Below are 22,954 nucleotides of genomic sequence, written 5' to 3' on the forward strand. Positions count from 1 at the left end.
ATCGCTCAAGGGAAAGTATGCGGTCGTTCACATAGGGAGACAGTTTGGGGAAGATCGTCACATAGAAGTTGGCGAGATCCAGCTTTGTATAACCTTCCTCGGGCCAGTACACCTTTTCCGGATGTGAAATGACAACCGCGGGGCTCTCGGAAGCTGGACGCAGAGTCTTTATTCTTCTCATTCAAACCTCCGGCAAGAGCACGTCTTCTGGAACCTTGTCGTTGCGCAGCCCGAGAAAAACGGGTTGACGCAGTTTTCCGTCGTCGGCCCATTCCTGAAAGGAAACTTGGGCGACCCGCCTCGGTGCGAAAAAGGTAACATTTCTTGCAGGCGGAAGATTAACAAGCGGTGTGTTTGGTCTTGCCGCGATCATGGGTTTCACTGATGTATATCCATTCGTACTAAGCCTCACCCAAGACACCAGAACGCTCGCAACATTATCGCTGGCAGCAGCCGGGATGCTCATTGCTACCGTCAGCAATAACATAGTCAAGGGATTTATGCTTTTGGATTTGCTAATCGCGAGACCGGGCTATAGAGTCTACGTCTTCTGCTGGTGTTTGCAGCTCTCGGCCTTATTCCTCTCATCTGGATACACTAGATGGGCATTGGGCTCGAATGTCAAAGTGGATCTACCTGATAGTTTCAGAGTTAAACGCCGTTTTCTTATTCCGGAACGGTAACTCTTCGCAAACGGGGACTCATTCGACGAAAGACCGCTGTCATGAACCGATCGTCAGAACCGGGCATTTTGCTTCTCCGATGATTCGATTGTGATCCGTATCACTGCGTTTCTTGAGGGACACAACTAAGCTGTGTTTGGCTTCAGCTTTCGCCCTACAACGTAGCCCAAGAGGTGCACCATGCTTTCTGTCGCCGGATCCATAGAAAACCACACCCACAATCATCAAGACGTTCACCTCGCCACGAGCAATGTTCGCTTTTCAAAAATTCTGGTTGGAACGGACTTCTCTAAACCGGCCACCCAGGCACTCGCAGCAGCTGTCGCGATCGGCCAACGTTGCGATTCGGAGGTCTTTCTCGTCAACGCGGTTCCACCATATGTGGATAACCCCGAGGCCTTCCCAGTATCGCCGGAGGTCTTCCAAGGGACACTCGATCGAGCGAGAGAGAACATGAAGGAGTTTATCTCCCATGAGCCAGGACTGCATCGACTGAGAACAAAGACAACTGTAGCGTACGCAGGAGCCGTAGAACTGATCGAACAGGTTGCCAACAACGAAAAGGTTGATTTGATTGTCGTCGGTTCGCACGGCGCCTCCGGAATTGAGCGATTGGCGCTCGGATCAGTGGCAGAGGCCATACTACGCAAAGCTTCATGCCCTGTACTCGTCACGGGGCCAAACTGTTATGCGGAGCACCATCCATTTCGCTCCATCCTGCTTGCTACTGATCTTGAAACGACCGGACTTCGGCCAGCACAGTATGCCACAGCGCTCGCCCAACACATCGATAGTCAACTTACGCTACTTCACGTAGTTGAGAACATTCCCCGTATTCCGGGTCTGGATTCCGAAGTCCTCGAAAACAGCCTGCGTCAGAAACTTCAGCAGTTACTGCCCGCCCATGCGGATTTTTTCTGTGTACCCAAGATCAGAGTTGAATATGGTGCGCCCGCTCAGGTCATCCTCGACGTCGCAAAGTCAGAGCTAGCCAGCATGGTGATTGTTGGACTGCGGCATCGAGCAGCCTTGTCTGATCATCTTCCCTGGTCAACGCTGTCACATATAATCCGCAATCTAAGATGCAGTGTTCTCGTAGTCCGCAGCCACTTAGCCTAACGGCAGGTTGCAGCTCCGGAACGATACAGAGTGCATCAATTGCGTCAGTGGTAACCTCCAACGCCAGTATCCCGCATGATCGCACGACCATGACGGGCGATCATGCGGTCTTCTTCACTGGCGACAATGCAGACCCTAACCCTACTTTCCTGCGTCGAGATCATCCTACGGTGCGATTGATTGCCAAGATCATCAACGGTCATGCCGAGGAAGTCGAGACCCTGGCAAACATCGTGCCGCACGCGGCAGCTATGCTCGCCAATCCCTCCGGCAAATACAAGCATATCCAGTCCTCCAAGTACAGCCGCGTATGCAGCGACCGTTTTCCGAATGGCAGTGCAGAATATTTCGATGGCCAGTTGCGCCGCTTGATCCCCTCCATTGGCTGCGGCTTCAAGGTCGCGCATGTCTGACCTGCCGCCCGAGAGTGCTTTCAGGCCAGCATCGTGATTCAGTAGCGTTTCGAGCGAATCTGCGTTCACGTGCTTCGCTCGTAAGAGATAGAGAAGCACGCCAGGGTCAAGATCGCCGCTACGGGTCGCCATAGGAATTCCGCCCGTTGGGGTGAGGCCCATCGTCGTATCGACGGACTGGCCTCTCTTGATGGCAGCAAGACTCGCTCCATTTCCCAGGTGAGCGATGACGGTCCGATCCGGAAGATCCGGTCCAAGCTGGTAGATGATGGATTCATAGGAAAGACCATGAAAGCCATAGCGCCGAATACCCTCATTGAATAGCTCTATCGGAAGAGCAAATCGAGTCGCAGTCTCCGACATGGTGTTATGGAAAGCGGTGTCGAAGCAGGCAAACTGTGGAACTCCCGGATAGGCTCGCTCCGCCTCTTCGATAAGCGCGAGCGCCGTAGGAATGTGGAGTGGTGCGAAATGGGCGCATGCGCGCAGCTCCTGGAGAACTGCGGGCGAGATCCGCTGATGAGCGAGCAGACGAGGCCCGCCATGCACGACACGGTGTCCGACTGCGCAGAGTTTTCCCTGAAATGATTCTGCAATCCAGCGTATTGCTTCGCGGAACGCATCCTGCTGTGTTGCGAGCGGACGGCTTTCGGACTGGAGCGTTCGTCCATTCGCTTCTTGCAATTGAAGTTTACCTTCGCTCCGCCCAATACCATCTGCCAGTCCACTAAGAAGAAGCTGCTCCTCGCCGTTTCTCTCGGCATAGAGTCCAAGCTTGAGCGAGGAAGATCCTGTGTTGATGACCAGAATGACTGAATCAGGCACGACGGAGACCTGCTTTCCTGGAGCTTTTAGATATCTGGGAGATCCTCAAAGTCTTTATTTACTTAGGTTGCAGAATGCGCTTTCTGTTTATTGTGACAGTCGTCACAAGTCATCTAGACGAAGTATGCCAAGGTTAACTATCGATTTTCCGGTTAGCATCCTCATAAGGATAGTTCAGCTATATCGTGAGATGGGCAATCCCAATACAGGAGCGTAACTAGTATGGCATTGCTACGGGACAGTGATTCACCATCGGCAGTTGGCGATCAGCCCTTGAGCGCACAGGAACTTCAGAGGATGGACGCGTACTGGCGTGCCTGTAACTATCTCTGTGCAGGAATGATCTATCTTCGCGACAATCCTCTGCTCAAAGAGCCACTGCAACCTCAACACTTCAAGAATCGGCTGCTTGGGCACTGGGGCTCTGATCCGGGCCAGAGCTTTGCGTGGGTTCACCTCAATCGCGTGATCCGCAAGTATGACCTGAATATGATCTATATCTCAGGCCCAGGCCATGGAGCACCGGCTATGATTTCAAACTGCTATCTGGAAGGGACCTATTCGGAGGTCTATCCTGAAAAAAGCCAGAACGAAGAAGGCCTGCTAAAGCTCTTCCGCGCCTTTTCTTTTCCAGGACAGCTTGGAAGCCATTGCACCCCTGAGGTTCCAGGGTCAATTCATGAAGGCGGCGAACTGGGCTATAGCCTATCGCACGCGTTCGGCGCAGCCTTCGATAACCCTGACCTGATCGTGAATGTTGTGGTTGGAGACGGCGAGGCCGAGACCGGTCCCCTCGCAACTTCCTGGCATTCCAATAAATTTCTCAACCCTATCCGCGATGGCGCCGTGCTGCCAATCCTGCATTTGAATGGCTATAAGATCAACAACCCCACTATTCTGGCACGGATTTCTTCAGAAGAACTTGAGGAGCTTTTCAGAGGCTACGGTTGGATGCCTCACCTCGTCGAGGGTGACGATCCAGAGTTGATGCACCAGAAGATGGCCGCCGCCGTCGAGGATTGTGTCCTGCAGATTCGCTCCATTCAAGAGAAGGCGAGGAAGACAGGCAAGCCAGAGCGTCCGCGCTGGCCGATGATCATCCTGCGCACCCCTAAAGGATGGACGGGACCAAAGGAGGTTGATGGACACAAGGTCGAAGACTTCTGGCGCTCACATCAGGTTCCGGTGTTAGGCGTGAAATCTAATCCGGAGCATCTGAGGATCGTCGAGCAGTGGATGCGCAGTTATCGGCCGGAGGAACTCTTCGACGAGCGCGGTTCACTTGTTTCCGAACTGAAGGAGCTTGCTCCCATCGGTGACCGTCGCATGAGTGCCAATCTTCATGCAAACGGCGGCAAGCTGAAAAAGGCACTCGATCTTCCAGACTTTTGCGACTATGCCATAGCAACCGATCATCCGGGGACGAAGGAGATTTCACCTACCGAAACTCTAGGCATGTTTTTACGCGATTTAATGCGTCGCAACATGACGAACTTCCGGCTCTTCAGCCCGGACGAAAATGCATCGAACCGTCTACAGGACGTCTATGAGACAACTCTCAAGACTTGGCTAGCGACCATTAAACCGGAGGATGCTGACGGCACGCAGATCGCTCCCGACGGACGCGTGATGGAGATGCTCAGCGAGCACACGCTTGAAGGTTGGCTCGAGGGCTATATTCTGACAGGCCGCCACGGGCTCTTGAATACCTATGAAGCGTTCGTTCACATTATCGACTCAATGTACAACCAGCATGCAAAGTGGCTGGAAAAGTCGAAACTCGAACTCGATTGGCGGGCTCCAATCTCATCGCTCAACCTTCTGATTACCTCACTCGTCTGGCGGCAGGATCATAACGGCTTCACGCATGAGGATCCCGGCTTCCTGGATGTAGTCAGCAACAAGAGCGCAGATATCACCCGTATCTACCTCCCTCCCGATGCAAACTGTCTTCTCAGTGTGGCGGATCACTGTTTGCGCAGCGAAAACTACGTAAATGTGATTGTTTCAGACAAGCAACCACACCTTGTCTATCTCGATATGGAGGCTGCAATTATTCATTGCACAAAGGGTATCGGCATTTGGGAGTGGGCCAGCAACGACGCTGGGTTGGAGCCGGACGTTGTCGTCGCAAGTGCGGGCGATATTCTGACCCAGGAGGCTCTGGCTGCCGTTGCTATCCTTCGGAAGCACATGCCAGATCTAAAAATTCGTTTCGTCAATGTTGTCGATCTATATCGCCTACAGCCGGACACTGAGCATTCGCACGGACTCTCCGATCGCGACTTCGATTCTCTCTTCACCCAGGACAAGCCGGTCATCTTCAACTTCCATGGGTATCCATGGCTAATTCACAAGTTCACATATCGCAGAACGAACCATGCGAATATTCATGTTCGTGGGTACAAGGAGAAAGGCAACATCAACACACCACTAGAATTGGCAATCCGCAACCAGGTCGATCGTTTTAATTTGGCCATCGACATCATAGACCGCGTTCCGAAGCTACAGGGACCAGGCGCTCAACTCAAGGAGTGGCTCAAAGGACAGATCATCGAGAGCATTCACTACGCATACACAGAGGGCCAGGACAAGCCCGAGATCAGGAACTGGAAATGGCCCTCAGCATAATAGCGCTCGATCCAAACCTCTCTGACGGTGTCTAGCATCCTGGTCGAGCGAAGACCTTCTTTTCGGAACTCAAAGGATTGACCAAGTTCTGCGGCATCTCCAAACCCACCTTCTATCTGCGCCTGAAAGAAACAGAGTTTCGCTTCAACCACCGCAGCCAGAACCTCTATCAAGCCCTGCCAAACTTCCTCAGCAAGCCCCCCTCTAACACGCTCTGCTTCCTAAGCCCCTCTGCATCTCGCATCGGTCTGCGCCGGGCTGCACCTATATAGAAACTAGAACTGGAACCGCGCCGTAATCTGCACGTTGCGCGGAGCATCGATCGTGGACACCAGAACCCCGAAGGACTGGTCCCCCGGATTCAGGTCCGGCGTGGCAAAGACATGGCGGTTGATGGCGTTGAGCAGCTCCAACTTCAGGACCAGGCTCGAAGATTCGCTGATCGATGTCTCTTTGATCACGCTGAAATCTTCATTGATATACGGATAATTCCGCACCTCGCCGGTGACGCGAGGTATGTCTCCAAACGCAAAGCCTCCGTTATCACAGTCCGCGCACTTGTCAGGGCCCGCATGTATGGCGTGATGGATGCGGTTCGATGCCTGGTTCTGGTCAAAGAAGGCTGGCGACGACTGTAGCGCGTTATAGCCTGGGCTATCCGTGCTGAGCACTCCATTGAACTCGCTGTCCACGTTTGGATCAGGCCCGGGGACTGTTCCATTATTTTTCAAGATACGGAACGGATCGAGCCTGCCCGAGCGGCGCGCCGCGCTCTCGAAGTGCGACCCGGGCACGCGGGTGAAGTCGATACAGTTGTCCCAGCCCGGTATGCTCGTGGCGCACCCAAATGATGTCGGCTCGCCCGACATGTACCGCTGTACGCCGCCAATGCGAAAGCCGCTGATCAGTGCGATAAGGAATCGATTGCCGGAGTTCAAAAACCTACGGTTCCTGCCGAAAGGCAACTCGTAGATATAGCTCACGACAAACGTGTGCGGGATGTCCTGGTTCGAGATAGACTTTTGGCTTTTGGAATCGAACGGATCCTGTTCCTGCGCAACGCCATTCGTGAAATTGATGATGGAATCGGCGTTGGTAATAGTCTTGGCCCATGTGTACGACGCCTGTAGATTGAGCCCCTGCGAAAACCGACGCTCGACCGAGGCGATCAGCGCCTCGTAGCTGGAGTGGCCTACATTTTGCAAACAACAGTCCGTTGCAATGGAGCCGTATTGCGGAAACGGCCGCAGCGATTGCTGGTAGGGAGCACCCGAATTGAACTTCGCATAGGGCAGCTTCGAGCCAGGCGCAACTGGAGCACTGACGCTGTACGCACGCCTCAGAATATCGCCCAGCGCAAAGTTCGACTTCGCAATGTTGTTGATGTTCTCTTCCTGCGACTTCAGGTGCGCCCCCGACGAGCCCAGATAGCCGATGCCGACAATCAGGTCCTTCGCCACCTCTTGCTGCACCCCGATGTTCCACTGGTTGACCTGGCCGGGCCGTCCATACGCAGGTTTGATGAAGCTGCCGACGTCATTCGGGCTGCTGGCGTTGCCGCTGTCGAGCTGCCCGGGATCGAGATTGATCCCCGCCTTATACGCAGGCAGGCCGCTGTCGATCTGAAATGCCGGGTCGAACCCATTCGAGAAAAAGGCGACCATTGCGGTATAGCCCGTGCGCATATCCGCGCCAAAGTCGCTGTACTGTAAAGGCGCGTAAAGCGTGGCGAATCCTCCGCGAACCGCCAGCTTGCCGTTCCACCACGCAGGCGCATACGCAAACCCGATGCGAGGTGCGATGTCTTTGTACCAGGTGTCGGCCCACCGCTTGTTGCAGCCGCCGCAGTTCGATGCAAAGACAAGCGCACCCGGTGTGCCGCTCTTCGGATCAATTGCCGTCGTGCTGAAGTTCGAGGTGTCGTTGTCCGCCTCGCGGCGGGGCTGGTCCACGCTGTAGCGAACTCCCAGATTGAGCACCAGCGAGTTAGTTACCTTGAAGTCATCCTGCACAAAACCTGCCCAGTAGCTGGAGATCCAGCGCGCCTGGTGAAAAGGAATGTTGGCTCCGCCGGCATAGACCGCACCCAGCAGAAGACTCGCATAGCCGTTCCCTGTGCCCGCATTGCCGCCGGTCTTCGACACCTTCGTCTGGTCTGCGGTGAAGTAGAACGCCCCATTCATGCCGTCCCTGGCGATCGCCGAGTACTGCTGATAGCGGTAATCCACGCCCATCTTGAAGTTGTGCCGCCCATGCTGATAGCTCACCGAATCATTCACCCTCACGCCGTTATCGATGCTATCGTTCGACTGGTTCTTGCTCAACGGGATATAGCCATCGACATTAATCCGCGGAAATCCCGTCTGGATATTGCCAATGCCAAGCTGCTTGGCAAAGTCGATGCCCGTCCTCGCCGCCACCGAGCTGTTGATCGAATTGCTTCTGTTGAAGCCGAGATTGAGATGGTTCAACATGCGCGGAGAAAAGATATGGTCCCAGCATCCGCGCCCAAAGTGCGTGGTGAAGTCTTGTATCTGCGTGATGGGATCGACCGGCGAGGGCAGCGTCAGGTTGGCTGGGTTGTTGTGAGTATTTTCGCGCGAGCTGTACGATCCATAGATCTTGTTACTGTCGTTGATCACCTCATCGAGGCGAATCGTATAGGTCGTGTTCACCACCGTCGAGGATGACACCAACGTGTAATTGTTCACCAGCGCACCGTTCGTCGGCGCTGGATAATACGCCGCAATGTTCTTCGCCACCGTCGTAAAGCGGCCCGTGGGAATCTTGTTGCCCGGGAACGCCGTCCGGCAGAGTGTCCCGTTCGCAACGTGCTCTGTGGCCGGATCGAAGATCTGTCCATTCAGTATCTGCGTCCCATCGCACGGATTCGTGTACGGCGTCGGGCCGCCGATCAGGCGGTCGGAGAAATCCCCGCCGCGTTCCGCCACCGTGGGCACCGTGCTCGTTGCCTGCCCTCCCAGTTTCTGCCTGAATTGCTCCCACGAGAAAAAGAAGAAGCTCCTGTCTTTGCCGCTGTAGACGCGCGGGACGAAGACTGGTCCACCCAGACTTGCTCCGTAATCATTCTTCTTATCGTTGCCGCGATTGAAGAGCGCCTCCTGCCCATCGTTCTGCAACTGGTGATACGCCTTATACCCGTTGTTGAACCACGTATTGGCGTTCAGATCTTCGTTGCGGAAAATATCGAACGCTGCGCCATGAAAGCTGTTGGTCCCGCTTTTTGTCACGAAGTTTTCGATACCTCCGGTGGTACGTCCGAACTCCGCCGCCGGCGTAGACGTCGTCACCTTAAACTCCGAGATGGCCTCGACCGAAGGCGATTCCTCATCGAACGACGAACCGTTCTCTGAACGAGTCTGGCTGGCGCCGTCCAGCAGCACCTCGTTGCCGAAGTCCTGGCCACCGCCCAGCTTGGAGGCGAAGATGCCCGTCTTGTCGTTGTTCGTGCCTGGCCCTGTAGTGCCGGGAACCAGAAAGACAAAAGCTTCTGGCGCACGCAGCGCACCGACTCCGCCCAGCGCCAGCGGCAGATCGAGAATCTGCCGTGTCGTCACCGTGCCGCCAATGTCGGACGACTGCGTTTCAACCGTCGGAGTGTCCGAGCGCACGGTGATGGTCTCCGTTGCCGAGCCGACACGCAGATGAACATTCAGGCTCGCCACGCTCCCCACCTGAACAGGCACGCCCGTGCTGACTGACGATTGGAAGCCCGCCGCTGTCACCGTCACGGTGTATCGGCCCAGCACAATCGACGGAAAACGATAGCTTCCACTACCGGTCGAGATGGTGTAGTACGTGGATCCCGTAGCTTCGTTCTTCGCTGTTACGCTCGCGTTGGCAACCCGAGCACCGGTATTGTCCACGATGTCGCCAGCCAACTGGCCTTCATTCGTCTGCGCCGCGGCGAGGCCGGTGATAAGCAGAAGCACGGCCAGCACGAACCCGCGTGCGAACATTCTCTGCTCAACGCCAAGCCTGCCATTCCCTCTCACGTCTCCTCCTGAAGCATGCTGCGGTCGGACTGAATGCGCTGTTCGAGCGTCTTTGTCCATCTCAGTGTGACTTTTTACTACCTCGCGCCTCTGCCCCCGACGAAGACTGATTTGGCTCGTCAATCGTCAGAACGCGGTCGCCGCGCACATTCTCCATTTTCTGGACGATGCCGCTCGGCCAACGCACCACAATCTCTTTCGCTACAGCATCCGTGCCTAGCCCAAAGTGGGCGCGCTTATCGTTCGATGAAAGATAGCTTCCCGCCGTCGAGACCGTCCAGTACTGGCTTCCCTTCGACGTCGTCAGTTGAATCTCCGCGCCAATACCATCCCGATTGCTCTTGTGTCCGACCAGATTAATGTCCAGCCAGTGGTTCTTCGTTTCGGTCTCATTGCGCAGAATGTGAGCAGGCCCGCCGTTCGTGGTGACAACCGCATCCACGTGCCCATCATTGAACAGATCGCCGACGGCCATGCCACGCGCCACCCACGGTTCCTCGAAAACGCTCCCCGACTGCCGCGACACATCGACAAATCCCTCGCCGGTATTACGGACCAGCAGCATCGGCTCCTTATAGCGCAGTTGGGGATAGTTCAGTTGCACCGTATCCAGATCATGTCCCTGTGCGATCAGCAGGTCTTTCCAGCCGTCGTTGTCGTAGTCCAGAAAGCTGACGCCCCACCCCGAGTGCAGCAACGTAATGCCCGCAATGCCTGAAACGTAGCTGTCATACGTGAAGCTGTCATCGCCGTTGTTGCGATAGAGCGCGTACTTCTGATTCGCAAGGTCCGTAATCACCAGGTCGGGCAAGCCATCGTTGTTGTAGTCCTGTGCGTCGATCCCCATGCCGGCAAACGTCCGCCCATCTCCGTCCACCGCCATCTCTGAGGTCAACCCAGCCTCCTCAAACGTACCGTCCCCCTTGTTCTGATACAGGAACTCGACCATCGAGTCGTTTGCCACTGCAACGTCCATCTTGCCGTCGTGATTGAAGTCGGCAATCGCCAGCCCCAGCCCCTTGCCCGGCACACCCATGCCGATCTTCTGTGCCACCTCGGTAAAATGCCCATTGCCGTCGTTGTGATACACCAGCGCGGAGATGGGCTTGAAGACATCCGGGTGGCAATAGGCGCGATAGCCCTCACGATGCTCTCCGCAATAGATGTCGTCAAAGTCCCACTGCATATAGCGCAACACCACCAGGTCGAGCAGCCCATCGTTGTCCAGATCGACCCATGCGGCGCTCGTTGACCATCCGCCGCCGCCCGTGCCGGACTGCTTCGTCACATCGGCAAATGTGCCGTTGCCGTTGTTGTGGTACAGATGGTTGCCGCCGTATCCGGTGACGTAGATGTCCTCATAGCCGTCGTTGTCGTAATCTCCCACGGCAACGCCCATGTCGTAGCCTGAACCCTGAAGTCCCGCTTGCACGGTGACATCCTCAAACGTTCCGTCCTTCTTCTGGCGGTAGAGCCTATTCCAGTCCTTCTCGCTCTGCTTTGCTGGAATCGTGCCCTTCGGAGTCGGGTCCGCAAGCGGAGCGCCATTCACGAAGAAAATGTCGAGCAGGCCATCGTTGTTGGAGTCGAACACGGCAACGCCCGATCCCATCGTCTCAATTAGATATTTTTTAGAAGTGTGCGAAGCAACTCCGGTGAACTGAACGCCGCTGGCGCTGGTGACATCAACAAATCTTCCAGGCACCAGTTCCGCTGATGGTTGCTTGTTGCGTGAATGGGCCGACGCCGGAGCCTGTGCCATGCCTGCCGACACACTAAGAGCACATGCAAGTGCGCATACTGCTGCTTTCCCATTCACGAATCGATTCAACTCCGCCCCACCTGGCATCCAAGATACACCTTGGTGAAGATGGAAGCGAGGCGAGAACTCGACCCCGTATCTGCCCTTTTACCTCTCCGCTCAGTGCGGCTTTGCGCTGGCTACAAGCAGTTCGCACGGTTGTGAAATTTGTCCCTGAGTCTCACGGCATAGTTCGCTTCATCGTCAGCTTCGTCCTTATGATCTCCACCGCCGTCCTTGCATCAGCGCAGGGAACCCCTGTCAAAGCGTCATTCCATCGCGGGGTGCTCGCCATGCACAACGGACCAGATGGCCGAGGCCCACCTCGATCTGGTTCTTGGCCGCAACGGAAGCCGGCGATCCGCCTTGATCCCAAAATCAGTTCCGCGCACATGTTTCTTGGCATCTTCCTCTCACAGGAAAACCGTCAGCAGGAAGCCATCAGCGATCTGACGCAGAAACCCACTCTGAATCCCGACAACGTCGAAGCCCTCACCTGGCTCGGTACAGTAGAACTCGCAGTCGGCCACCCTGAAGAAGCGGTCGCACCACTCGACCACGCCGCCAAACTTAAACCCGACGACCTCGACAGCAACGCAAGAATGGCGCGCATCAATCCGGCACTACAGGCTGAAACGGACGGAAGATTCTGATAAGGCAATGGCTGCATACAACCACCTGCGCGAAGCCCCTGACAAACAAAACGCAAAACAGCTCCAGGGCTGGCGCAAGTTCAATGATCAACCGTCCCAGACCTCGCAAGACAACCCAGCCAATCCATAGCTGAGATAAAGCAAGCGCAGCCGATAGAGATGTGCTAACCCCGGAAAAGACGTTTCAACTCATCAATCGCAAATTGTGCCCTGATGAAAAACAATCTTCCATCCGGCTGCCGTGCGCTGCCAGATGGTCGCGCGGCTCGTCTTCCGCTCGCCCTGTAGCAGCGTGTAAGTCAGCAGATACACATCCGGGCCAAGCTCGCGGCACCAGAAATCGCTTGTCACCCACGGATCGCGCTCGGTCGGACGTTCGCGACGTCGGTCCAGCTCGTCCAGCACAAACTCGCGGCTATATCGGCGTCCCGAGGCGCCAACCTCCCAAAAGTTGGCCGCCATCATGCTCTCAAAATCGGCGCGCGTCGTCCCATGCTCGGGACGGTGAAAGATCGGTTCGCGGTCGATCAGCTCGTGCAGAACATCATTCAGCGCAGGGTCTGTAACCAGCGTCGGCTCCATCCTTGCAGTTTAAAGCCGAATACCATCTCCGGTTCAAACCAACTCCTGGCTTTCTATCTCGATTTCTTCCTGAGCACGAGATGCGTTGCGTTTTCTCCGGCTACGGCCTTCTCTGGCACGAAACCCAGCTCGGCGAGATTCATCCCAGCAAACAAATGCTCTCCTTCGCCCAGAAGAACAGACGACAGCGCCAGATGCATCTCATCGATCTGCCCTGCCGTCAGGTATTGGCGAACAGTCGAGACTCCTCCACCAATACGGACATCTTTGCCAGCAGCGGCATCTTTCGCCTGCTTCATCGCCGACTCGATCCCATCTGTCACGAAGTAGAATGTCGTTCCTCCGTTCATCACCAGCGGGTCTCTCGCATAATGTGTCAGTACAAACACCGGCGTATGGTATGGCGGAGTGTCGCCCCACCATCCCTTCCACGCATCGCCGTCCCAAGGCCCGCGCATCGGCCCAAACATGTTACGACCCAGAATCCACGCGCCAAGATTCTCGAACGACTTGGCTGCAAAGCTGTTGTCCACACCCAGAGCACCGCCGCTGCTCTGGCCATGCATCTTCTGGAATACCTCCGTGCCAAAGACCCACTGGTGCAGTTCAAGACCACGCACGCCTAACGGGTTATTGAGGTCCTGCAAAGGCCCAGCTCCAAATCCGTCCAGTGAAATCGAAAACGCAGCCACTCTGACCTTACCCACAAACACCTCTCTCTAAAACTGACTTGGCAATCACATTGAAGCGGATGAAGCTATATGCCTTTTCACTTGCAAACAGCAAGCGACTTCCGCTACCTTACCACAGTGTCCTCAGAATCAAAATCCGAGCCGCGCTCTGGCTGCCCGGTCAGCGTCGCGCTCGAAAAGTTCGGCGATCGCTGGTCGCTACTCATCATCCGAGACCTGATGGTGCGTGGTTATACCACCTTCAAGCAGTTTCAGAACTCCGGCGAAGGCATCGCCACCAACATTCTTTCCACCCGGCTCAAAAAACTTAAAGCAGCCGGAATCGTCTCATCAGAATCAGAAAAAGCAGACGCGCGCAGGGTCCACTACCGGCTCACCGAAAAAGGCATCGACCTCGCGCCTGTCCTGCTGGAACTACTGTTGTGGAGCGCAAAGCACGAGAAGACCGGCGCGCCCTGTGAACTGATGGCCCAGATGGGCCAGAATCGCGCAGCCGTCCTTGCCGAGACCCGCCGCCGCTGGGCCGAGCGCGACCCCACACCGCTTCTACCGCCATTTCGCAGCACCGCACCATCCCGGGCCCCCAAATCAAAAAGGAGCAAACGATGAGCAAAGTACGAGTTCTGGTCGGCACGCGCAAAGGCGCGTTCATCCTCACCTCAGACGGCAAACGCAAAGACTGGCAGGTCTCCGGTCCGCACTTCGCGGGCTGGGAGATCTACCACATGAAAGGCTCGCCCGCCGACCCCAACCGCATCTACGCCTCGCAGTCCAGCGGATGGTTTGGCCAGGTCGTGCAGCGATCCGACGACGGCGGCCAGACATGGGAGGCGGTCGATAACAAGTTCGCCTACGCCCACAACCCCGGCACACATCAGTGGTACGACGGCACGCCGCACCCATGGGAGTTTAAGCGCGTCTGGCACTTCGAGCCTTCGCTCACCAATCCCGACCACGTCTACGCAGGCATTGAAGACGCGGCCATCTTCGAGACCAAAGACGGCGGCAAGAGTTGGGCCGAACTTCCCGGCCTGCGCGAGCACGGCACCGGTCCCAAGTGGCAGCCGGGCGCAGGTGGCATGTGTCTGCATACCATCATCCTCGACCCCGCCGACCCCAAGCGCATCTACATCGCCATCTCCGCCGCGGGGGCCTTCCGCACCGACGACGGCGGCGCCACATGGAAGCCCATCAACCAGGGCCTCTACTCCAAATACATCCCCGACCCCAACGCCGAAGTCGGCCACTGCGTCCACCACATCGCCATGCACCCTTCGCGCCCCAACACGCTCTTCATGCAGAAGCACTGGGACATCATGCGCACCGACAACGCAGGCGATCAGTGGACGAAGGTCAGCGGCAACCTGCCCACCGACTTCGGCTTCGTCATCGATGTCCACGCGCACGAGCCCGAGACCATCTATGTCGTGCCCATCAAGTCCGACTCCGAGCACTTCCCTCTCGACGGCAAACTGCAGGTCTTTCGCAGCCGCAGCGGAGGCAACGAGTGGGAGCCGCTCACCAAGGGCCTTCCGCAACAGGACTGCTACGTCAACGTCCTGCGCGACGCCATGGCCGTCGATAAACTCGACTCCTGCGGCGTCTACTTCGGCACCACCGGCGGTCAGGTCTACGCCTCGGCCGACGCCGGCAACACCTGGGCCCCGATCGTCCGCGACCTGCCCGCAGTGTTGTCCGTCGAGGTGCAAACCCTGGCATAACGTTTCAACTTCATTCACAGGCTCTTTTGTCGTCATTCTGAGCGCAGCGAAGAACCCCTGTAATTTGCTCTTCGCTGCGACACCACTGTGGAGCACCAATTGAACATGACTACCTCAACCATCCGCGTCGAACTCCCCCAGCATCTCCGCACACTCGCGGGGGTGAAGGGGGAAGTCGTGCTCGAAGTCGCCGCGCCCATCACGCTGCGCTCCGTGCTCGACGCGCTCGAAGCTCGCTACCCGACGCTTCAGGGCACCATCCGCGATCACGTCACGCTGAAGCGCCGCGACTTCCTGCGCTTCTTCGCCTGCGAAGAAGACATCTCCCACCAATCACCCGACGACCCTCTGCCCGATGAAGTCACCACAGCAAAAGAGCCGTTGCTCATCATCGGAGCCATCGCAGGCGGCTGAAGATTCGCAAACCATACTGACGAAACGTTGTCAGGATGCCTTGTTTAGTCTCTGTCGAAGAACGTCAATCCAATTTCAAAAGCGGAGCACTCAATGAAGAATTTCTACAACTACCTCAACTTCTCCGGAAACGCCCGCCAGGCAATGGAGTTCTACGCCAAGTGTCTCGGAGCCGACGTGCAAATCATGCCTTTCTCACAAGGCCCGGCCGACATGCCGAAGGATCCAAAGACAGCGGACATGGTCCTCCACTCGCGCCTCTCCAAAGGCAACGCCATCATCATGGCATCTGACTGCCCTCCCGGTATGCCGCTCACTCAGGGCAACAACTTCGCCATCAGCGTGGACTGCGACAGCCGCGAAGAAGTAGACAAACTCTTCGCCTCACTCGGCGAAAAAGGTCAGGTCATCATGCCTGTGCAGGACATGTTCTGGGGAGACTACTTCGGCATGATCACCGACCAGTTCGGCGTGAATTGGATGTTCAACCACACCCCGAAGAAATAGCGGCATTCACAACAAGCGGCCCACAGCACGCCATCAGAACGCCCTGGGCCGCTCAATTTTTATTTGTAGAGCACTCCCGCGCCCGCTTCATCAGTAACTCCTGCTCGCGCGCGTTGCGCGTCAGCGACGCTGCCCGCTCAAACTCCTCGCGAGCTTCGTCCCTACGCCCAAGCTTTACCAGCAGGTCTCCACGCACAGTCGGCAGCAGATGATAGTTTGCAAGCGCCCCCTCGCGCACCAACGCATCCACCACCACCAATCCCATCTCCGGCCCGAACGCCATCGCAATCGCCACTGCTCGATTCAGCTCAACCACGGGCGAAGGCATCACTTCAGAAAGCCGCACATAGAGTCCTGCAATTCGAGTCCAATCGGTCTCATCAGCCTCGCGCGCCCGCGCATGACAAGCCGCAATCGCTGCCTGCAGCGCATACACGCCGCTCGTGCCACCCAGGCTCTCCACACGCTCCAGTGCAGTCAGCCCACGCTGGATCAAAATTCCGTCCCACAGCGCGCGCTTCTGATCGAGCAGCAGCACCGGCTCGCCCGACGCGCCGGTCCGCGCGCGCAGCCGAGAAGCCTGAATCTCCATCAGCGCGACCAGCCCATGCACCTCCGGCTCCTCCGGCATCAATCCGGCAACAACGCGCCCCAGCCGCAACGCATCTTCGCACAGCGTAGGCCGCATCCAGTCGTCGCCAGCCGTCGCGGAATAGCCTTCGTTGAAGATGAGGTAAATCACCTCCAGCACCGCCGCGAGCCGCGCACGCAACTCGGCGCCGCGCGGCACCTCAAACGGAACTCGCTCCTTCGCCAGCGAGCGCTTCGCCCGCACAATCCGCTGCGCCACCGTCGCCTCCGGCACCAGATAGGCACGAGCAATCTCGTCCGTCGTCAATCCTCCAAGCATCTTCAGCGTCAGCGCCACCTGCGCATCCTGCTTCAGTACCGGATGGCATGCCGTAAAAACCAGCCGTAGCAGATCGTCGCCGATATTGTCGTCCATCGCAGCATCCAACTCTGCCACCGCGCGCTCCTGCAACGCCTCAGCATCACGCGCCAGTTCGCCATGTTTCTCGTCCGCGCGCCGATTGCGGCGAAACATATCGATCGCGCGACGCTTCGCCGTCGTCATCAGCCACGCAGCAGGGTTGTCTGGAATGCCCGTCTTCGGCCACTGCTCGAACGCGGCAACCAGTGCCTCCTGCGCTAGGTCCTCGGCCAGCCCCACATCAGGCACCCGCCGCGCCAGCCCCGCGATCAGCCGGGCTGACTCGATCTTCCACACAGCCTCTATCGCGCGATGTACATCAGTAGCCGCCACAGCTATCGATCACATCACGGCTGCACAGACACACGCAAGCACGGCATGCACCGGGAGAAGCCAGCTGCGCCTCTATGCATCGAAGCGCAGCCCTCTCCTTCAGGCAAGCTGCAACGCCGGAACCTCACAAAGCTGGCGAATCTCACACTCCCCGTCGCCGGCAATCTTCAGAAATCGCTTCGTCTGCGCAATCGCTTCTTCCTTCGACTTCACGTTGATCAACGCAAGACCTCCGATCAGCTCCTTCGCCTCGGCAAACGGCCCGTCCGTCACCTTGAATTCGTCGCCGTTCATGCGCACACGTGCACCGAGCGCGCTCGGCATGCAGCCTTCGGTCGCCAGCAGCACACCCTCCCTGGTCATGTCCTCGATCAGCTTGCCCATCTCCGCCATCTCCGTCTCGGTCGGAGGAGCACCTTCGGCTTTGCTCGGCTTATACACACACAAAAATCGCATCGTCTTCTCCTGGTTTCGTTGAATTGCAGTTCTTCTTAGAGAAGCAGCTCGTCAAGCCGCCTCTACCCATACGTCGAACGGAACGGCCAAAAATCGACACAGGCCACTAACTTTTTTGTGAAGAAGTTCGCGCGTGCGACTGCATCTCTTCAAAGCCACGCGCGGCCTGCTGCACATCCTCCGGAAAGTCGGCCATCTCATGCACCTGCCGGATCTCGATGACCTCGTGCTCGCCTGCCGGGCAACGTTTTGCCCATTCAATCGCCTCTTCGCGCGACTTCACCTGGATCATCCAGTAGCCGCCCACCGCTTCCTTCGATTCGGCAAACGGCCCGTCCGTCACCCTCGGCCTTCCGCCCTTGAACGAAACCCGAGCGCCAGCCGAGGGAGGCTGCAACCCGTCGAGCGTCAACAACACGCCTGCCTTCTGCAACTGCTCGTTGTACTTCATCATGGCCTCGACAGCCTTGGCATCCGGCATCGCCGAGGCGTCCGCCGTCTCGTATCCTCCGCCCGGAATCATCAGCATCATGAATCGCATCGCAATTTGCTCCTTCTCTTAAAAGTCCCCGGTCGCGGAAACATGCTCCATAAAACCGGCTTCTACCTGTACGTCGCACAAGACGGTACAAAATCGACAACCGCGCAAAGATTTTTCTAGTCCAAAATCTCTTTGACTGAACAAAGGATGCGAACCCTGCCTGCCGCGACATCCTTTCTTTCTGACCCACCAATTCAGAAACTATTCGCCTAACGAAATAAGCGCCCGACCTGAATCCCGCGTCCCCACTGTGTAAAATGACAAGTGAACCTCAAAAACCCAAAAAGCTGCACAGGAGAACCATCGCACATGTCGAAGTTGACCCCAGGAAAACTCGCAGGACTTAAAGCCGTCTCCGACCATCGCGGAGTCATCGCAGCCGCCGCCATGGACCAGCGCGGTTCCCTGCAGAAGTCCCTCGCCAAGGAGCGTGGCGCCGCCGCCGACGCCCACGACCTTGAAGTTTTCAAAACTCTCGTCACCAGCGTCCTGACCAAACACGCCTCGGCCATCCTGCTCGATCCCGAGTTCGGCCTGCCCGCCTCCAAGCAGCGTAACGGCAAGGGTCTTTTGCTGGCCTACGAGAAGACCGGCTACGACGCCAACACCGCAGGCCGCCTCCCTGACCTGCTCGACCTCTGGAGCGTCCGCCGCCTCAAGGAAGCCGGCGCCGACTGCATCAAGATCCTGCTCTACTACACCCCCTACGAGAAGTCTGCGATCAACGATCACAAGCAGGCGTGGATCGAGCGCATCGGCGACGAGTGCCTCGCGCACGACATCCCCTTCTTTCTCGAGTTCGTCGGCTACGACGCCGAGGGCGGCGATGAAAAATCCGTGGCCTACGCGAAGAAGAAGCCCGAGATCGTCTCCGGAACCATGGCCGAGTTCGGCAAGGCCCGCTACAACGTCGATGTCCTCAAAGTCGAAGTTCCAATCGTCATGGAGTTCGTCGAAGGCACCCGCGCCTTCAAAGGCGAAAAAGCCTACACCCGCGCCGAGGCCCTGCAGCACTTCCGCGATGCCGAGTCGATGACGCACAAGCCCTTCATCTACCTCTCGGCTGGCGTTTCGAACCCGGTCTTCATCGAGACCCTCGAACTCGCCGCCGAGTCCGGCACCAAGTACAACGGCGTCCTTTGCGGCCGCGCTACCTGGAAGGACGGCATTGCCATCTACGCCAAGCACGGCGCAAAGGCGTTCGAGGACTGGCTCAACACCACCGGCGTCGAGAACATCGAGAACGTCAACCGGGCTCTCAAAGCCGCCAGCCCCTGGCAGCTCAAGTTCGGCGCCAAGAACATGGATGACCTTGCCTAGCATTCAGCGTCATACCAGAAGAAAGAGCCGTGGCAACTGCCACGGCTCTTTCTTCCACCGGGAAATATTGTGTTGTGCTTCGCGGACTTCGTTTCGGCGAGTCTAATAAACCGATGATCTAAACCGATGCACCGGCAAAGTATCTTTCTATCGTTACTACTCATCGCCGCAATGGCCGCACCTTGCCAAACGGCCTCCGTAACGCTGCCTGCCGGAACTCCGCTGCCAGTGCAAATCGATAACCATCTCCCCATGCGCATTGGCCAGCCAATTCGCGCCGAACTCATCTATCCCGTCTACGCCGACAACAAACTCATTCTTCCCAAAAAGACTGTCGTCACCGGCATCGTCACCGGTCTAGGTGCAAACCATGACCGCCGAATCCATGCGCGCCTCGGCGGTGACTTCACGCCCTTCCACATTCCAGTCGTCAGTTTCAACCGAATCATCCTTGCCGATGGAGACGCTCTTTCTTTCTCCTCCAGACCCGTCACCGACGGTTCGCCCATCTACCACGCCGTCGCCCCGCCCCCGTCCAAAGGCGGATTCTTCCGCCAGGAGTTCGATAGAGGCATCTCCATCGCTCGCGACGATGCAGCCATCTTTCTCGATCCGGGCAAAGGAGATCGCTTCAAGCAGTTTGTCTATAACCGGCTACCTTACCATCCGGAACGAATCGAAGAGGGTACGGCATGGACCATCGAGACTGCCGCACCGCTGTCCGTTCCAGCACAGCCAGCTCCGCCTTTAGACGCCACCGCCCCCGTGCCGAAACGCCACTTCTGGCAGCAACCAGTCCCACCCAAAAGTCCGGTTAACAACGATCCCGGCGTGTGGATCATTCAGGCCTACCTCGACGAGGCTCTCAGCTCCGAGAGTTCCAACGCCGGTCAGGTCATCAAAGCTACCGTGGCCGAACCCATCTACAATGCCAACCACACCATTGCAATCCCCCAGGGTGCAACCCTTGTCGGCACGGTCACAAGGGCAAAACCTGCTCGCCACTTCGGTCGTACTGGAATTCTGAACTTCAGCTTTCGCCAACTCACGCTTCCCGGCGGCAAACCGCAGAATGTTGAAGCAACCCTGACCGGCGCGGACTCCGCGCAGGCGCTCGCACTCAACTCCGAGGGCCAGGTGAAATCGAAGCCTCAAGATAAGCTGAGCGTGCCCATCTTTCTCGTGCTGCTCGCCAGTCGTCCGCTGGACCAGGACCGCGGCGATACAGGTGCTCAACCCGGGAAAAGCGCTGCCGGCGGCGCGGCGGGTCTTGGGCTGGTTGGAACGATCATCGCCATCTCCGGGCGATCGCCGTATGCTGCCGCCGGCATCGGCTACTACGGCGCGGCTCTCGCCTTTTATGACAGGTGGATAGCACGTGGCAAGAAAATCAACTTCCCCCGCGATACTCGAATCGTCGTTCAGACCGTCGCTCGCCATTCCCAGGTGCTACAGCCTGATCGTTCCAGGCCCGCTCCGCGCTAGGCTGTATCGACATATAAGAAGGTCACAAATCGTTGATGAGGAAAGAGAGTGTCATCCTGAGCGCAGCCTCTCGCGACTTTTTGCGAGAGGCGGAGTCGAAGGACCTGCGGCTTGCTTGTAGCATCATCGTACTTTGCCGGTTTCGGACCTCATCGCCTTTCACTCTTGGCGGCTTTATATGTCGATACGACCTAGCCCGTTACTCCCACTCAATCGTCCCCGGCGGCTTCGAGGTAATGTCGTACACCACGCGGTTGATGCCGCGCACCTCGCTGATAATCCGGCTCGAAATCGTCCGCAGCACCTCATACGGCAGCGGAGCCCAGTCCGCCGTCATGCCGTCCTCGCTCTCCACCGCGCGAATCGCGCAGGTGTTGGCATAGGTCCTCTGGTCGCCCATCACGCCCACGGACTTTACCGGCAGAAGCACCGCAAACGACTGCCACACCTTGCGGTACAGTCCCGCGCGCTTAATCTCCTCGACCACGATCGCGTCGGCTTCCTGCAGAATCGCCACACGCTCCGCCGTCACCTCGCCCAGTATCCGCACGGCCAGCCCCGGCCCCGGAAACGGCTGCCGCTCTAGAATCTCCGCCGGCATCCCCAGGTCACGCCCAATCCGCCGCACTTCGTCCTTGAACAGATCGCGTAGCGGCTCAATCAGCTTCAACTTCATATCGGCAGGCAGGCCGCCAACGTTGTGATGGCTCTTAATGGTGTGCGAAGGCCCATGCACGCTCGACGACTCGATTACATCCGGATAGAGCGTCCCCTGCCCCAGCCACGCAACCTCTTCGCCCGCACTCTTTTCGGCTTTAAATATCTTCGCTGCCTCATCGTCGAAGACCGCAATGAACTCATTTCCAATCGCCTTCCGTTTCTTTTCGGGATCGGTCACACCCGCCAGCTTCGCCAGAAACCGCTCGCCCGCATCCACCGCGACGACGTTCAGGCCCAACCCCTCGCGCATCGTCTTCTGCACCTTGGTGAACTCGTCTTTGCGCAGCACTCCGTTGTTCACGAAGATGCACGTCAGCCGGTCGCCAATCGCCCGCGCCACCAGTACCGCAGCCACCGACGAGTCCACGCCGCCGCTCAACCCGCAGATCGCGTGCCCCCCGCCCACCTGCGCCTTCACGCGCGCTACCGTCGATTGAATAAAGTGCTCCGGCGTCCAGTCCTGCTTCGCCCCGCATATCTCCAGGCAGAAATTCTTCAGCAACTCCATCCCCTGTCGCGTGTGCGCCACCTCAGGATGAAACTGCACCGCCCAGATTCGCCGCGCCTCATCCGCAATCCCCGCAACAGCATTTGCTGTCTTCGCCGTCAACGAGAATCCCGCAGGTAACTCCTCCGCATGGTCGCCGTGCGACATCCACACATCGAGCGACGCCGGCAGTCCGCGAAACAGCGGCGTCTCGGCCACCACATCCACCTCGGCGTGTCCATACTCGCGCGCCGCGGCAGCCACCACCTTGCCACCCAGATGATGCACGACAAACTGCAATCCATAGCAGATGCCCAGGACCGGCACACCCATCGCCAGCACCGCAGGATCAGCTGCCGGAGCGTCCTTATCGTACACCGAACAAGGCCCGCCCGAAAGAATCACGCCCTTCGGCTGCAAAGCCCGCACCTGCTCCAGCGGAGCCGTGCAGGGCAGCACGACGGAAAACACATTGAACTCGCGAATACGCCGCGCAATCAACTGCGTATACTGCGACCCAAAATCCAGAATGACAATCGTTGAAGTATCCACGAATCCAGTGTA

The 22,954-nt window shown here is 57.5% G+C and carries 20 protein-coding genes and 1 pseudogene; 11 read left to right on the forward strand and 10 right to left on the reverse strand.

Annotated features, from left to right (window positions below):
• Positions 1–181: 181 nt before the first annotated feature.
• On the reverse strand, positions 182–373 hold the full coding sequence (locus tag VFU66_RS10055; RefSeq protein WP_326446147.1) for an ATP dependent DNA ligase: 192 nt from the start codon (positions 371–373) through the stop codon (positions 182–184).
• Between VFU66_RS10055 and VFU66_RS15770 the strand changes: the two genes are divergently transcribed.
• Both VFU66_RS15770 and VFU66_RS10060 read left to right on the forward strand, forming a co-directional pair.
• Positions 372–683 carry a hypothetical protein gene (locus VFU66_RS15770; RefSeq protein ID WP_414649407.1) on the forward strand — a complete coding sequence of 104 codons (312 nt, stop codon included), beginning with the start codon at positions 372–374 and terminating at the stop codon, positions 681–683. The two genes, VFU66_RS10055 and VFU66_RS15770, sit on opposite strands and share 2 nt — an antisense overlap.
• Before the next feature lie 180 nt (positions 684–863).
• Positions 864–1,802, forward strand: a complete 939-nt coding sequence (locus VFU66_RS10060; protein WP_326446114.1) for a universal stress protein — start codon at positions 864–866, stop codon at positions 1,800–1,802.
• A 44-nt stretch (positions 1,803–1,846) separates the two neighbouring features.
• On the opposite strand, the gene VFU66_RS10065 is transcribed toward VFU66_RS10060, so the two are convergent.
• Complete coding sequence (locus VFU66_RS10065) at positions 1,847–3,040, reverse strand: acetate/propionate family kinase (RefSeq protein ID WP_326446115.1); 1,194 nt, start codon at positions 3,038–3,040, stop codon at positions 1,847–1,849.
• Between the two features lie 222 nt (positions 3,041–3,262).
• On the opposite strand from VFU66_RS10065, the gene VFU66_RS10070 reads away from it, so the two are divergent.
• The gene (locus VFU66_RS10070; RefSeq protein WP_326446116.1) at positions 3,263–5,671 is read left to right on the forward strand and encodes a phosphoketolase family protein; all 2,409 of its coding nucleotides are present in this window, start codon (positions 3,263–3,265) and stop codon (positions 5,669–5,671) included.
• Between the two features lie 62 nt (positions 5,672–5,733).
• Positions 5,734–5,826 (forward strand): annotated as a pseudogene (locus tag VFU66_RS10075) (IS1595 family transposase); the annotation flags it as partial.
• A gap of 120 nt (positions 5,827–5,946) precedes the next feature.
• Here the strand turns inward: VFU66_RS10075 and VFU66_RS10080 are convergent.
• Together VFU66_RS10080 and VFU66_RS10085 are read right to left on the reverse strand one after the other, a co-directional pair.
• A complete protein-coding gene (locus VFU66_RS10080; protein ID WP_326446117.1) occupies positions 5,947–9,651 on the reverse strand; it encodes a TonB-dependent receptor in 3,705 nt (1,234 codons plus the stop codon).
• 97 nt (positions 9,652–9,748) lie between these two features.
• The gene (locus VFU66_RS10085; protein WP_326446118.1) at positions 9,749–11,449 is read right to left on the reverse strand and encodes a CRTAC1 family protein; all 1,701 of its coding nucleotides are present in this window, start codon (positions 11,447–11,449) and stop codon (positions 9,749–9,751) included.
• 431 nt (positions 11,450–11,880) lie between these two features.
• Here VFU66_RS10085 and VFU66_RS10090 point away from each other — a divergent pair, with 431 nt between their 5' ends.
• Positions 11,881–12,141 (forward strand): tetratricopeptide repeat protein, encoded by a 261-nt coding sequence (locus tag VFU66_RS10090; protein WP_326446119.1) that lies wholly within the window; start codon positions 11,881–11,883, stop codon positions 12,139–12,141.
• 192 nt (positions 12,142–12,333) lie between these two features.
• Here VFU66_RS10090 and VFU66_RS10095 read toward each other — a convergent pair whose 3' ends face one another.
• Together VFU66_RS10095 and VFU66_RS10100 are read right to left on the reverse strand one after the other, a co-directional pair.
• Positions 12,334–12,723 carry a nuclear transport factor 2 family protein gene (locus VFU66_RS10095; protein WP_326446120.1) on the reverse strand — a complete coding sequence of 130 codons (390 nt, stop codon included), beginning with the start codon at positions 12,721–12,723 and terminating at the stop codon, positions 12,334–12,336.
• 53 nt (positions 12,724–12,776) lie between these two features.
• On the reverse strand, positions 12,777–13,430 hold the full coding sequence (locus VFU66_RS10100) for a dihydrofolate reductase family protein (protein WP_326446121.1): 654 nt from the start codon (positions 13,428–13,430) through the stop codon (positions 12,777–12,779).
• 54 nt (positions 13,431–13,484) lie between these two features.
• On the opposite strand from VFU66_RS10100, the gene VFU66_RS10105 reads away from it, so the two are divergent.
• The 4 genes from VFU66_RS10105 (at position 13,485) to VFU66_RS10120 (ending at position 16,057) form a co-directional block, all read left to right on the forward strand.
• Positions 13,485–14,024: a winged helix-turn-helix transcriptional regulator gene (locus tag VFU66_RS10105; protein WP_326446122.1), complete on the forward strand. Its 540-nt coding sequence runs from the start codon at positions 13,485–13,487 to the stop codon at positions 14,022–14,024.
• On the forward strand, positions 14,021–15,136 hold the full coding sequence (locus VFU66_RS10110) for a WD40/YVTN/BNR-like repeat-containing protein (protein ID WP_326446123.1): 1,116 nt from the start codon (positions 14,021–14,023) through the stop codon (positions 15,134–15,136). Before VFU66_RS10105 ends, VFU66_RS10110 begins: the two co-directional genes overlap by 4 nt.
• Before the next feature lie 105 nt (positions 15,137–15,241).
• The gene (locus tag VFU66_RS10115; RefSeq protein WP_326446124.1) at positions 15,242–15,550 is read left to right on the forward strand and encodes a MoaD/ThiS family protein; all 309 of its coding nucleotides are present in this window, start codon (positions 15,242–15,244) and stop codon (positions 15,548–15,550) included.
• Between the two features lie 93 nt (positions 15,551–15,643).
• Entirely contained in the window at positions 15,644–16,057 is a 414-nt protein-coding gene (locus VFU66_RS10120; RefSeq protein WP_326446125.1) for a VOC family protein, read from the forward strand.
• A gap of 52 nt (positions 16,058–16,109) precedes the next feature.
• Here the strand turns inward: VFU66_RS10120 and VFU66_RS10125 are convergent, their stop codons facing one another.
• The 3 genes from VFU66_RS10125 to VFU66_RS10135 all read right to left on the reverse strand — a co-directional run bounded on the left by VFU66_RS10125 (position 16,110) and on the right by VFU66_RS10135 (position 18,378).
• On the reverse strand, positions 16,110–17,381 hold the full coding sequence (locus VFU66_RS10125) for an RNA polymerase sigma factor (RefSeq protein WP_326446126.1): 1,272 nt from the start codon (positions 17,379–17,381) through the stop codon (positions 16,110–16,112).
• A 99-nt stretch (positions 17,382–17,480) separates the two neighbouring features.
• The gene (locus VFU66_RS10130; RefSeq protein WP_326446127.1) at positions 17,481–17,837 is read right to left on the reverse strand and encodes a YciI family protein; all 357 of its coding nucleotides are present in this window, start codon (positions 17,835–17,837) and stop codon (positions 17,481–17,483) included.
• A 106-nt stretch (positions 17,838–17,943) separates the two neighbouring features.
• Positions 17,944–18,378 (reverse strand): YciI family protein, encoded by a 435-nt coding sequence (locus VFU66_RS10135; protein WP_326446128.1) that lies wholly within the window; start codon positions 18,376–18,378, stop codon positions 17,944–17,946.
• A gap of 309 nt (positions 18,379–18,687) precedes the next feature.
• Between VFU66_RS10135 and VFU66_RS10140 the strand changes: the two genes are divergently transcribed.
• Together VFU66_RS10140 and VFU66_RS10145 are read left to right on the forward strand one after the other, a co-directional pair.
• Positions 18,688–19,698, forward strand: a complete 1,011-nt coding sequence (locus VFU66_RS10140; RefSeq protein WP_326446129.1) for a tagatose 1,6-diphosphate aldolase — start codon at positions 18,688–18,690, stop codon at positions 19,696–19,698.
• A 228-nt stretch (positions 19,699–19,926) separates the two neighbouring features.
• On the forward strand, positions 19,927–21,183 hold the full coding sequence (locus tag VFU66_RS10145; RefSeq protein WP_326446130.1) for a TraB/TrbI/VirB10 family type IV secretion system protein: 1,257 nt from the start codon (positions 19,927–19,929) through the stop codon (positions 21,181–21,183).
• Positions 21,184–21,382: 199 nt separating this feature from the next.
• Here VFU66_RS10145 and guaA read toward each other — a convergent pair whose 3' ends face one another.
• On the reverse strand, positions 21,383–22,942 hold the full coding sequence (guaA, locus tag VFU66_RS10150) for a glutamine-hydrolyzing GMP synthase (protein WP_326446131.1): 1,560 nt from the start codon (positions 22,940–22,942) through the stop codon (positions 21,383–21,385).
• Positions 22,943–22,954: the final 12 nt, after the last annotated feature.

The organism is Edaphobacter sp., from assembly GCF_035763405.1.
GTDB lineage: Bacteria > Acidobacteriota > Terriglobia > Terriglobales > Acidobacteriaceae > Edaphobacter.